This is a genomic window from Microbacterium sp. NPDC055442 (genome assembly GCF_053644215.1).
This window is the reverse complement of the sequence record NZ_JBSHLF010000001.1, coordinates 572,160-584,612: the sequence shown is the minus strand read 5'-3', so window position 1 is coordinate 584,612 and position 12,453 is coordinate 572,160. Positions and strand designations below refer to the sequence as shown.

Genomic DNA, 12,453 nt, shown 5'->3' with positions numbered 1-12,453 from the left:
GAGGCTCGATGACCGCCGCCGGTGATCTGCGTTCGCGGCGGGGGAGGATCCTGCGGTTCGCGGCGCGCTACCTCGTGCAGACGTGGTGGTTCGAGTTGCTGCTTCCCCGGGTGGGGCTCGGCAGGATCGCGGAACGCACGCGCGCCGCGCGCATGACACGCATCGCACAGCGGTTCCACGTGCTGGCGGTCGAGCTCGGCGGCCTCATGATCAAGGTCGGGCAGTTCATGTCGTCGCGCCTGGATGTGCTGCCGCCCGAGATCACGAAGGTGCTCGAAGGACTGCAGGACGAGGTTCCTGCCGTGCCGTTCCCGGCGATCCGAGCGCTCGCCGAGGCGGAGCTGGGCGTGCCGCTCGGCACGGCTTTCGCGTTCGTGGACGAGGTTCCGCTCGCGGCCGCATCCCTCGGGCAGGCCCATCGCGCCGTGCTCTCTGACGCGGATGCCGTCCAAGCGGGGATCCGCGACGTCGTCGTGAAGGTCCAACGCCCCGGCATCGACCAGGTGGTCGACGTCGACCTGACCGCGCTGCGGCGCGTCGCGCAGTGGCTGAGCCGTGTGCGCGTCGTGGCGAACCGCGTGGATGCGCCCGCCCTCGTGGAGGAGTTCGCGCACACGAGCCTCGAGGAGATCGACTACGTCCACGAGGCCGCCGGAGCGGAGCGGTTCGCAAACGACTTCTCGGGCGATGATCGTGTGAGCTCGCCCGAGATCGTGTGGGAGCGCACGACGCGGCGCGTGCTGACTCTTGAGGACGTCACGGCGATCAAGGTCAACGACGTCGCTGCGCTTCGGGCGGCGGGAATCGACCCGGCCGAGGTGGCGGCCGAGTTCGCGGCCGTGATGTTCGACCAGCTCTTCGTCAACGGGTACTTCCACGCCGATCCGCATCCCGGCAACGTCTTCGTCACGCCGACGCCTGGGGGGAGGCGTTCGTGGCGCTTCACCTTCATCGATTTCGGAATGATGGGCGAGGTTCCCCAGGATCTGCGCCGGGGCCTGCGTCGGATCCTCGTCGCAGCCGCGTCAAGAGACGGAGCGGGTCTGGTCGATGGGATCCGCGACGTGGGGGTGCTTCTGCCGACGGCCGACACCGCAGAGCTCGAACGGGCGATGACCAAGCTCTTCGCGCGTTTCGGCGGGATGGGCTTCGCACAGCTGCAAGAGGTCGACCCTCGCGAATTCCGCGAGTTCGCCACCGAATTCGGTGATGTCGTGCGCTCGCTGCCGTTCCAGCTGCCCGAGAATTTCCTGCTCATCATCCGAGCGATGTCCCTCACATCGGGCATGTGCAGCTCGCTCGATCCCGCCTTCAACATCTGGGATGCCGTCGAGCCCTACGCTGACCGGATCGTCCGCGACGAGAGCGGCAACGTCGTGCAGGCGTTCGCCCAAGAAACCGTGTCGACGCTGTCGGTGGCGGCAGGGCTCCCGCGCCGCCTGGACACGCTCACGACGCGGCTCGAGAGCGGCAGGCTCACCGTCGACACCTCGAAACTCGAGCAGCGCCTCCGGCGCATCGAGAAGGTCGGGCGACGGGCCGTCTCGGCGATCCTGTTCGTGGGACTGCTGATCGGCGGCGCGATCCTGCTTCCGGTCGCTCCAGTGGTCGGCACCGTGCTGATGGTGGCGTCCGCGCTGCCGCTGCTGCACGCCCTGCTCGCGGGCGTGACCGACCGGCGCTGACCGGCACCGCGCCTGGTGACGGCGGGTTCTTAGGTCAGGCGGCGGTTGCTGCCGTCCGGCCTGCCGCCGTCGGTGATCTTCGGGGCGCGCTGGCGTTTCGAATCGGGCGAGCGCTGATGCGCGCGCTATCCCAGCTTGACAACAGCTCGGGAAAGCCGTTGGATGACTTTATTCCACGTTACAGGATTACAGTTCCTATTATATGAGAATGGATCGAATGTGACGGTCTCCATCAAAGATGAGCGGGGCGCCACCGTACGAGTGGCCACGGCACAGTTCTTCTCGGGCACCGACGTCGCCGCAAACCTCGCGACCGTCGTCGGATACATGCGCGAAGCGGCCGCCGTCGGCGCTCAGCTGCTGGTCACCCCGGAGAACTCCAACCGGGTGCGCGATTTCGCCGACCGAGCGGAGTGCTTCGAGCGCAGCGAGACGCTGGACGGCGCTTTCGTGAGCGGGGTGCGCGCCGCAGCGCGCGAGCTCGGCATCATGGTCGCGCTCGGCGTGGACCTGCGCGGCGAGAATGCGCCCGACGTCTACATCACGCAGATCCTCATCGCCGCGGACGGCGAGATCCTGCACGTGCACCACAAGACGGTGTTCTGGGACTACGAGTACACCCTCTTCACCCCGGGTACGAAAGAGCTCGAGGTCATCGAGACCCCGATCGGACGCATCGGGATGCTGCTGTGCGCCGACGGCATCGTCCCCGAGGTGCCGCGCGTCCTGGCGCTCAAGGGTGCCCAGATCCTCACCAACTCGCTCAACTCGCGCGGACCCGACGAGATGCGCGTCCACGAGCCCCTGCGCGCGATCGAGAACCACGTCTGGCACGTCGCGGCGAACACCGTCGGCGGCCCGGCCGACGGGTACCCCTGGACGGGCGGATCCCAGATCATCTCGCCCACCGGCGAGATCCTCGCCAATGCCGGTGAGACCGAAGAGGGGATGGTGTGGGCCGACATCACGCCCGCCACGAGTCACCCCAAGCGTCTTGGCGCGATCGGCTCGCTCGATGCGTTCCGCCGTCCCGACCACTACCAGGAGCTGCTCGCCGACAACGACACTCATGTCGCGGCCGCCATGTACGGCCCTGTTCCCGACGATGCGCCCGCGCGGCCCCTGCGCGTCGCGACGCTGCAGACGTCGTGGTACCACTCCACGGAATGGACGCTCACGCGCGCCGCAATGCAGGTGGAGTACGCCGCGCGGCGCGGAGCGCAGCTCGGTGTCTTCCCCGAGCTGTTCATCCACGAACGCGGATCGATCGAGGCCGACGTCGCCGCAGCAGCCGACCTGTCCGAGCGCGCGCTGCAGATCGTGCGCGATGCGGCAGGCCGTCACGGCGTCTGGATCGTCGTCAACCTGATCGAGCGCGCCGGTGACCGCTATCACCTGACGGCGTTCCTCATCGGCGACGACGGCGAGATCGCCGCGCGCTACCGCAAGCTCCATCTCACCGAATCCGAGCGCGCGTGGGCGACACCGGGGGAGGACTTCGTCGTCGCCCGCACGCCCATCGGCAGCATCGGGCTGATGATCGGCGATGAGGTGTGGCTGCCCGAGGTCGCTCGCATCCTGACCCTCCGCGGCGCAGAGGTCATCGCCCACCCCGCCGATTGGGACCGCCTCGAGGCGGCGACGATGGCGGCGACCGAGCGCACGGAGGAGAACCGCACCCACCTCGTCTCGGTGGCCCGCACCGACAACGCCGCGCAGTTCGGGAGCCAGGTCGTCATCGCCGACCGGTTCATCCCCGGCCAGCCTGTCGCCGTCATGCGTTATCCCACCGCGGTGTGGTCGCGCACCGGCTTCGAAGAAGACCTCTTCGTCGACCTCGACCTCACCGACGCGCACAGCAAGGTGCAGGGTCACCATCTCGACCCGCTCGCCACACGCCAGCCCCACCTCTACGGTGCATTCCTGAAGGACACCACGTCGTGATCCTGCAATCGGTCGTCAGCGGCCTCGCGATCGGCGGCATCTACGCGTTGCTCGCCGTCGCGTTCCTCCTCACCTATCGCGTGGCGGGCGTGCTCAACTTCGCGCAGGCCGAGTTCGTCATGATCGCGGCCTTCGTCGCCGCGACACTGGCCGGCGCCGGCGGCGTGCCCCTGTTCGCCGCGGCGCTCCTGGGCATCGCGGCCTCCGCCGGCATCGGCGCGCTCATGGAGCGCGTCACCTACGCCCCGCTGCGCAACGGCCCCCCCGCGTCGATGATCATCTCCACCGTCGCGGTGGGCATCATCCTGCAGCAGGCCGCCCACCTCATATGGGGTCCCGACCCGCGCTCGCTGCCGTCGCTCGTGCCGAACATCTCGCTGGAGCTGTTCGGGAGCCGCATCAGCACGGTGTCGCTGTTCATCGTCGCCGTGTCGATCATCCTGATCATCGGGCTCAACCTGCTGCTGGCCAAGACCCGGCTGGGTCTGCAGATGCAGGCGACGTCCGTCGACTCCGACACCGCCAAGCTCATGGGCATCCGCACCGGCGGCATCGTCATCGTGGCCTTCATGATCAGCACGGCGCTCACGGGAGCCGCTGGTGTGCTGGTCGCCCCGATGTTCTCGGTCACGATCCACGTGGGCATGCTCATCGCCCTCAAGGCTTTCGCGGCGTGCGTCATCGGCGGCTTCGGCAACCTCACGGGAGCCGCCATCGCCGCTTTCGGGCTGGGCATCGTCGAGAGCCTCGCCGGCACCTTCATCGGCACCGAGAACAAAGACCTCCTCGCCTTCGCCCTCATGATCGTGTTCCTCCTCGTCCGTCCTCAGGGCATCTTCGGTTCGAAAGTCGGTGAGAAGCTGTGACCACGACCATCCTCTCCCCGGCTCCGGTCGGGCAGACCAAGCTCGTCTCGATCACATCGTGGGCGGTGTGGCCCGTTCTGCTGGCCGTCGCCGTGCTCATGCCGACCTTCATCGACAGCAACTACTGGCTTCAGGTCGCCGTCAACGCCGAGATCATGATCATCGCCGCGGTGGGGCTCTACGTCACCTTCGGTCTGTCCGGTCAGGTCTCGCTCGGTCAGGCCGGGTTCTACGCGATCGGCGGCTACACCGCCGGACTGCTCGTGACCAAACTCAGCATGGACTACGGCATCGCCCTCGTGCTCGCGATGATCGCGAGCATCCTCGTCGGACTGGCGATCGGCATCCCGGCTCTGCGTCTCAAGGGCCACTATCTGGCGTTGGCCACTCTCGGGTTCGGCCAAGTCGTCATGCTCATCCTCGTGAACTGGTCCTGGCTGTCCGGGGGAGCACTCGGCGTTCGGGGGATCGTCGCACCCGTCTTCGGTTTCGAACTCGTGAAGGTCTCGGACTGGGCCATCTTCGTCGGGGTCATCGCCGTCCTGGCGATCTACGTCGTGCAGCGCATCCGTCAGTCCTCGTACGGACGAGCCATGCAGGCCGTGCGCGACAGCGGCATCGCTGCTGCCGCGATGGGCGTCTCGCTGCCGAAGGTCAAGGTGCTCGCGTTCGTCGTGGGTGCAGCCTTCGCCGGCCTCGCCGGAGCGCTCAACGCCGGCTTCGTGACCTACATCAGCCCCGGAACGTACGACCTCGCGCTGTCGGTGTCGATCCTCGCGATGGTCGTCGTCGGCGGCTCCCGCAGCCCCTGGGGAGCCGCGCTCGGCGCGATCCTGCTGACGTTCCTCCCCGAGCTGCTGCGTTCGTTCGAGGCGTACTACCTGCTCTTCTACGGCGTCCTGCTGCTGGTCATGGTCGCCTTCGTGCCGTCGGGCATCTGGGGCGTCCTGCAGTGGATCGGCCGCTTCCTGCGCGACAAGCTGCGCCGAGGTCCCAGCCTCGCTAGCGAAGGAGGGGTCCGATGAAGGGCGCACTGGAGGTCTCCGGGCTGGTTCGCCGATTCGGCGGCGTCACCGCGGTTGCCGGGGTCGACATGACGGTCGAGCCGGGCCAGGTGCGAGCGCTCATCGGGCCCAACGGCTCGGGCAAGTCGACGATGATCAACTGCATCTCCGGCGTCGACCGGTGGGACGAGGGCACGATCGTGCTCGATGGTGTGCCGGTCAAGCCGGCAGCATCCACCGTCGCCGCCCGCCGGGGGATCGCCCGCACGTTCCAGACGCTGCGGCTGTTCGACGACATGACGGTGCTCGAGAACGTGCTCGTGGCGATGCATGACCGGCGCGGGTACGGCCTGCTGTCGGCGATCACGGGGATGCCGCGCTACGGCAACGCCGAGAAGCGCATGCGCGGACGCGCCCTGGAGCTCCTCGACTTCGCGGGCGTCGCAGAAGACGCGCATCGTCTCGCCGGCACGCTGCCCTACGGGCACCGTCGCCTCGTCGAGATCGCCCGTGCGCTGGCATGCGATCCCGCGCTGCTGCTGCTGGACGAACCCGCAGCCGGCATGAACGACAGCGAGACGGTGCGTCTGGCGCAGCTGGTGATCGAGATCGCGAAGGGCGACCTGTCGGTCGTCGTCGTCGAGCACAACATGGACTTCGTCGCCTCGGTCGCACGGCAGGTGACCGTGCTCGACAACGGCCATGTCATCGCAGAGGGAACGCCCGCGCAGGTACGTGCGGACCCCGAAGTTCTGCGCGCCTACCTGGGTGCGAGTGAGGAGCAGCAGTGACCGCGATCCTCGAGGTCACAGACCTCGTCCTCAGCTACGGTGCCGCGCGCGCCGTGCGCGGCCTGAGCCTCACCGTCGATGAAGGCGAAGTGGTCACGCTCATCGGCGCGAACGGCGCCGGCAAGTCCACGACTCTCAAGGGCATCGTGGGCCTGGTCAAACCGCAGTCCGGCAGTATCCGCTTCCAGGGCCGGAACGTTACGGGTCGACGGACGGACTGGTTCGCGCGCAACGGGCTCAGCCTCGTTCCCGAGGGCCGTCGCGTGTTCGCGGGGCTTACGGTCGAGGAGAACCTCGATGTGGCGGCGACGGCGAGCCGGCTCCGCGGCGCCGCGCTCCGTGACGCGATCGATGAGGTCATGTCGGTCTTCCCGCGACTCGAAGAACGGCGCAAGAGCCTGGCCTGGACGCTCTCAGGCGGCGAGCAGCAGATGCTCGCGATGGGTCGCGCGATCCTCGCGCAGCCCAAGCTCCTGCTCCTTGACGAGCCGTCGCTGGGTCTTTCGCCCAAGCTCGCTGTCGAGGTCGTGAAGCTCATCAGCGGCTACAGCCGCGATCACGGACTGTCGGTCCTGCTCGTCGAGCAGAACGCGCAGCTCGCGCTCGGCTCGTCTGATCGGGGCTATGTCATCGAGCACGGACGCATCGCGACCGAGGGCCCCTCGGCGTCGCTGATCCATGACCCCGAGGTGCGCAAGGCCTACCTCGGCTCCTGAACCGGTTGGCACGCAGGAGTGCACAGCGCGGTTTCGTCTTTCACTGACACTCACACAAAGGAACACCATGACTCGAAAGTTCACCTTCGCCGCCGTCGCCGCCCTCGCGGTGAGCGGGCTGGCGCTGTCCGGCTGCGCCGGTTCGGATGACGCGGGCTCCGGCGCCGCCGGCGAGGAGATCGTCGTCGGCGTCGCGCTGCCCACGACGGGCGGATCTGCTGTCCTCGGCGAGCCCATGAAGCACGGCATCGAGATGGCCGTCCAGGCGATCAACGACGCCGGCGGTGTCGACGGGGCCATGATCAAGGTCGTTCATGAGGACACCGGCGCCGACGACGCGACCGCCCTCAACGCCTTCAACCGGATCACTTCGTCCGACCCCGCCGCCGTGATCGGATTCCCGGTCTCGACGCAGGGCTTCGCCGTCATGACGCAGGTCGACCGCACCGGCATCCCGGTCATCGTGGGTGGCACGAACTCGAAGCTCGCCGACGCGAGCGACTGGGCGTTCTCGATGACGTCGCACGATGGCATCACGTCGACGGCCGCCGTGGAGTTCGCCTCGCAGACGCTCGGCGTGAAGAAGGTCGCGCTGCTGCGCGAGAGCGGCGAACTGGGCACGGGGGCGGCCGAGGTCGTCAAGGATGCGGCCGACGAGTTCGGGTACGAGGTCGTCACCGACCAGATCTTCCAGACCGGCGACGTCGACATGTCGACCCAGGCCAACAACCTGCGCTCCTCGGGCGCCGAGATGCTCTTCGTCTACGGCCAGCAGGCCGACTTCATCGTCGCCGCGAACGCCCTCGCCACGGCGGGCGTGAAGGTCCCGACCCTCCTGGCGGGCCTGCAGCCCGGTACGTACGCCGAACTGAACTACGACGGCTTCGAGACCATCTACAACCGCAACCAGTGTGTCCCGTCGGCTGCCACCGAGGGTGCACTGGCCGACTGGGCCGCCGCGTACGAGAGCGAGTTCGGGGCTGCCCCGACCGAGTACGCCGCGATCGCCTACGACGGCATGATGCTCCTGGGCGACGCGCTCGCTGCGGCGGGATCGACCGACCCCGAGGCCGTGCGCGACGCGCTGACCAACCTGCCCGCGAGCGAGGGCATCTGCGGGGCGCACTCCGGCAGCGAGTCCGGCCAGCTGTCCTTCGGTGTGACGATCGGACACTACGAGAACGACACGTACGTGGCCGACGAGACGCTGAGCGTGGACGTCGAGTGACACACGTCCTCATCACCGGGGGTGCGTCGGGGATCGGTCGATCCCTGGCGCACCGCCTGGCGGCGCTCGGACACCGCGTGTCGGTGCTCGACCGTCTCACCGGGCCGGATTGGTGGCTCGCACTGGCCGCCGATTCGCGCGGTGTATGGGTCATGGCGGACGTCACGGACACGGATGCCGTCACGGCGAGCATCGCCGAAGCAGAGGCCATCGCCCCCCTCACGGGGCTGGCCACGTGCGCGGGCATCGTCACGAATGACAGCGCGCTCGATGTCAGCCGCGAGGCGTTCACCGACGCCATCGACATCAACGTCTGGGGCGCGCTCGGCACCGCCCAGGCGTTCGCCCGGGTGCTCTGCAGCGCCGGTCGACCCGGCGCGATCGTCACGGTCTCCTCGACGGCGGGTCTGGGCTATGTCGCCGGGCTCGGCGTTGCCTATCACGCGTCCAAGGCGGCACTCGTGGGAGTCACTCGGTCGATGGCCGGAGACCTCGCACCGCACGGCATCCGCGTCTCGTGCGTCGCTCCGGGACTCGTGCGCACGCCGATGTCCGCCCGGGAGCGGGACAGCCTCGGCGAGGAGTTGCTGGCGGCTCGCGCTCCGGCGGGGCGCCTGGCCGAGCCCGAAGAGATCGCCTCGGCGATCGCGTGGCTGCTCTCGCCCGCGGCATCCCTCATCACCGGTCACGTCCTGCCCGTGGACGGAGGCCAGACCTCGCTCGCCGTGCCGCTCTCGGGCGGCTATCCGGCGCCCGAGGTCGACACACGCGACCTCTCCCACCCGATGTCCGACACCGAGGTGTACGCATGAGTCACGTCATCATCACGGGCGGCGCATCGGGTATCGGTGCCGCGACCGCCCTCCTGCTGGCGTCACGTGGCGTCCGGGTCTCGGTCCTGGACCGTTCCGGCTCCGAATCCGCCGGCTGGTGGGATGAGCTCGCTCCCGCCCAGCGCGGAGGCTGGGAGTCTGCGGATGCAGCGGATTCGACCGCACTGTCGGCTGCGATGGACCGCCTCGTCGGGCACGGCGTCACCGGTCTCGTCGCCTGCGCGGGCGTGTCGCTCAAAGAACCCTTCCTCGACAGCTCGCTCGGGGCCTGGCAGGACACCATCGCCGTCAACATCATCGGAACGGCTCTGGCATGTCAGTCGGCGGCTCGGGCCATGGTGTGTGGCGGTCGGGGGGGAAGCATCGTCACGGTGTCCTCCACCGCCGCGTTCGGCTACGTCAACGGCCTGAGTGCGCACTACCACGCGTCGAAGGGAGCGATCGCGGCACTCACGCGTTCGCTCGCGAGCGAACTGGGTGTCCACGGCATCCGGGTCAACTCCGTAGTCCCCGGCCTCGTGCGCACGCCGCTCACCGCAATGATGCGCGAGCGTCACGGCGAAGACGCTCTAAGCGCGTCGGTGCCGCTGCGTCACATCGCCGAACCGGGGGAGGTGGCTGAGGCCATCGCGTTCCTCCTCTCGCCCGGTGCCTCCATGATCACCGGTCACAACTTGTCGGCCGACGCCGGGCAGCTCGCCGTCGCAGGACAGCCGCTCGGCGGCTTTCCCGCCCCTCTCACACCCCGCGTTTCCCGGGTGCTCTGACACCCCGCACGCTTTCAAGAAAGGTATTTCGCGTGACCACTTCTTCCTCGCCCACCATCGTCGTCGCCGGCATGGGGCCGGTCGGCATGACGGCAGCCCTGAGCCTGTCGCGCCAGGGCCACCAGGTGACTGTCCTCGAGGCCGGCGATGACCTCGCAACAGAGTCTCGTGCCTCGACGTTCCACCCGCCGAGCCTGGAGATCCTGGATGACCTTGGCGTCGTCGATGAGCTGCTTGAGGTCGGCCTGCGTGCGCCGGGCTTCCAGTACCGGGGCCACAGCCGTGAGCTCATCGCACACCTGGACATGTCCGCGCTCGCGGGCGACACACGTTTCCCGTTCCGAGTGCAGTGCGAGCAGAGCAAGCTCACCCGCATCATCCGTCGGCACCTCGAGCAGATGCCTAATGTGACGCTCCGCTTCGGCGCGCGCATCGACCGCGTAGAACACGGCACCGACGCCGCGCTGATCTACCTCGAGGGTGACCAGTTCGACCCCTCCTACCGCGCCGACTGGCTGATCGCGGCAGACGGCGCCAACTCTGCCGCCCGCCGTTCGCTGGGGATCGCGTTCGAGGGGGTCACCTACCCCGAACGCTTCCTCGTCGCTTCGACGACCCACGACTTCGTCGACGACTTCGATGACCTCGCATACGTGAGCTACGTCTACGATCCCGATGACTGGGGAGTGCTGTTGCGCACGCCCGAGCACTGGCGCGTGCTCTTCCCCATCCAGGATGACGAGACAGACGAACAGGCTCGCGATCCCCAGCGCATCGAAGAGCGTCTGCAGGGTGTGATCGCCCTCGATGAGCCGTACCCTGTGCTGCACAGCACGATCTATCGCGTGCATCAGCGTCTTGCCCGCGTCTTCGCGCAGGGCCGCGTGCTGCTGGCGGGCGACGCCGCGCACATCAACAACCCCCTCGGCGGGATGGGTATGAACAGCGGCATTCACGATGCACACGCTGCTGTGCAGGCCGTGAACTACGCGCTGGCCGGAGGTGACCCCGAGCGCGCGGTGCAGACCTACGCGAAGGTCCGACGCGACGCGGCCGCCGTCGATGTGCAGAAGAACACGCAGCGAAACTACGACGAGATGCGCGAGCAAGACGACACCGCGCGTCAGGGACGCCGCGCCGAGATGGCCGAGATCGCCGCCGACCCGGTGCGGCTGCGCACCTACCTGCGCGGCACCTCAATGCTGAACTCCTTCGAGGTTTCCCGCCGCCGCATGCGCCGCGGACTTACGCCGTTGCTGTCAGGCTGCCAGACGCCGGCCGGTGCACAGCTGTCTGACCTGCTCCGCGACACGACGCTCGATGCCGACCGCGTGCGGCTCGTGACGGGCGGTGACGCACCCACCTCGCTCGATGGCCTGGTCGCCCTGGCTGATTCCGCGACGGTCCCGGTGATCGTCGAAGCCGCCGACCGGGCGGGGACCGCTGCCGCGGTCGAAGCCTTCGAGCGTTCGGGGATCGCGGCGGTCTACATCGCGGAAACGGCATCCGAGGAAGCCGCTACCGTCGCCGCAGCCGTGGCAGATGCCGTGGCCGCCCGACGCGACGTGCTCGTTTTCGCGGCGATCGCCGCTGCCGACGAGCAGGAGATCATCCGTCGAGGGCGGGCGTACATCGCCGCCGGCGCCGATGTACTCGTGATGCCGGTATCCGAGACCGGCGCGCTCGAGCGCGTGCACCGCGCGCTCCCCGAGGTGCCGCTGGCCGTCGCTCGTCGCACGGACCTGGCCTCGCTCGACGAGCTGTACCTCGTCGGAGTCGGTCTCGTGCTCGCCGGAGTCGAACCGGCTCTCGTCTGAGCACGTCCGCCTAGAGATATATAGAGAATCAGGAGTCAACGCATGACCAGTTTGACGGCGCCTCGGGCCCAGTTCGGCCTCATCCTCCCCTCGACGAACACGACCGTCGAGGCGGAATTCGCCTGGATGTGCACGGAAGGGGTCTCGTGGCACACGGGGCGCATCTACATTCCCGAACCCGAACTCAACGACGACGCTTCGTTCGTGACCTTCCTCGAGGGGCTGCGCACCGAGATCGGCCGCGCCGTTCGCGATGTAATCACCGCCAAGGTGGACTACCTCGTCATGGGTATGAGCGCCGAGACGTTCTGGGGTGGCAAGAACGGAGCGGCGGAGTTCGCCGCACACATGGCCGAGCTATCCGACGGGCTCGGGGTCACGACCGGTGCTGTGGCGGTCGACGAGGCGCTCAAGATCTATGGGGCCAAGAAGATCGGTGTGATCACGCCCTACCAGCCGATCGGCGACCAGCAGGTGCGTGAGTTCTTCGAGCAGACCGGATACGAGGTCTCGGGCGTGCACGGCCTCAAGTGTGATTCGGCGACCTCGATCGCCGACGTGACGCCCGAACAGCTGCGCGCCGCGTTCGCCGAGGTGGACGGTGACGACGTCGACGTCCTCGTTCAGGCGGGCACCAACATGGCCTGCGCGAAGTTCGCTGCCGAACTCGAGGCGGAGTTGGGCAAGCCGGTCATCGCGATCAACACTGCGACGGTATGGCACGCTTACCGGACGAACGGCATCGACGACAAGATCGAAGGGTTCGGCTCGCTGCTCGCCGAGCACTGAGTCCGAAGAGAGG

At 68.1% G+C, this 12,453-nt stretch carries 11 protein-coding genes; all 11 read left to right on the top strand.

Annotated features, from left to right (window positions below; genetic code table 11):
- Positions 1 to 8: 8 nt before the first annotated feature.
- Complete coding sequence (locus ACWIBS_RS02860; RefSeq protein ID WP_376125449.1) at positions 9 to 1,685, top strand: ABC1 kinase family protein; 1,677 nt, start codon at positions 9 to 11, stop codon at positions 1,683 to 1,685.
- A gap of 219 nt (positions 1,686 to 1,904) precedes the next feature.
- Complete coding sequence (locus tag ACWIBS_RS02855; protein WP_376125451.1) at positions 1,905 to 3,629, top strand: nitrilase-related carbon-nitrogen hydrolase; 1,725 nt, start codon at positions 1,905 to 1,907, stop codon at positions 3,627 to 3,629.
- Positions 3,626 to 4,495 (top strand): branched-chain amino acid ABC transporter permease, encoded by an 870-nt coding sequence (locus ACWIBS_RS02850; RefSeq protein ID WP_376125453.1) that lies wholly within the window; start codon positions 3,626 to 3,628, stop codon positions 4,493 to 4,495. Before ACWIBS_RS02855 ends, ACWIBS_RS02850 begins: the two co-directional genes overlap by 4 nt.
- Complete coding sequence (locus ACWIBS_RS02845; protein WP_376125456.1) at positions 4,492 to 5,520, top strand: branched-chain amino acid ABC transporter permease; 1,029 nt, start codon at positions 4,492 to 4,494, stop codon at positions 5,518 to 5,520. Before ACWIBS_RS02850 ends, ACWIBS_RS02845 begins: the two co-directional genes overlap by 4 nt.
- The gene (locus tag ACWIBS_RS02840) at positions 5,517 to 6,290 is read left to right on the top strand and encodes an ABC transporter ATP-binding protein (RefSeq protein WP_376125458.1); all 774 of its coding nucleotides are present in this window, start codon (positions 5,517 to 5,519) and stop codon (positions 6,288 to 6,290) included. Before ACWIBS_RS02845 ends, ACWIBS_RS02840 begins: the two co-directional genes overlap by 4 nt.
- On the top strand, positions 6,287 to 7,006 hold the full coding sequence (locus tag ACWIBS_RS02835; RefSeq protein WP_376125460.1) for an ABC transporter ATP-binding protein: 720 nt from the start codon (positions 6,287 to 6,289) through the stop codon (positions 7,004 to 7,006). The genes ACWIBS_RS02840 and ACWIBS_RS02835 overlap by 4 nt, the downstream gene beginning before the upstream one ends.
- A 67-nt stretch (positions 7,007 to 7,073) precedes the next feature.
- The gene (locus tag ACWIBS_RS02830) at positions 7,074 to 8,234 is read left to right on the top strand and encodes an ABC transporter substrate-binding protein (protein ID WP_376125461.1); all 1,161 of its coding nucleotides are present in this window, start codon (positions 7,074 to 7,076) and stop codon (positions 8,232 to 8,234) included.
- The gene (locus tag ACWIBS_RS02825; RefSeq protein ID WP_376125463.1) at positions 8,231 to 9,046 is read left to right on the top strand and encodes an SDR family NAD(P)-dependent oxidoreductase; all 816 of its coding nucleotides are present in this window, start codon (positions 8,231 to 8,233) and stop codon (positions 9,044 to 9,046) included. The genes ACWIBS_RS02830 and ACWIBS_RS02825 overlap by 4 nt, the downstream gene beginning before the upstream one ends.
- Complete coding sequence (locus ACWIBS_RS02820) at positions 9,043 to 9,834, top strand: SDR family NAD(P)-dependent oxidoreductase (protein ID WP_376125466.1); 792 nt, start codon at positions 9,043 to 9,045, stop codon at positions 9,832 to 9,834. Before ACWIBS_RS02825 ends, ACWIBS_RS02820 begins: the two co-directional genes overlap by 4 nt.
- 32 nt (positions 9,835 to 9,866) lie before the next feature.
- Positions 9,867 to 11,651: an FAD-dependent monooxygenase gene (locus ACWIBS_RS02815; RefSeq protein WP_376125468.1), complete on the top strand. Its 1,785-nt coding sequence runs from the start codon at positions 9,867 to 9,869 to the stop codon at positions 11,649 to 11,651.
- A 42-nt stretch (positions 11,652 to 11,693) separates the two neighbouring features.
- Positions 11,694 to 12,440 carry a maleate cis-trans isomerase family protein gene (locus ACWIBS_RS02810; protein WP_376125471.1) on the top strand — a complete coding sequence of 249 codons (747 nt, stop codon included), beginning with the start codon at positions 11,694 to 11,696 and terminating at the stop codon, positions 12,438 to 12,440.
- Positions 12,441 to 12,453: the final 13 nt, after the last annotated feature.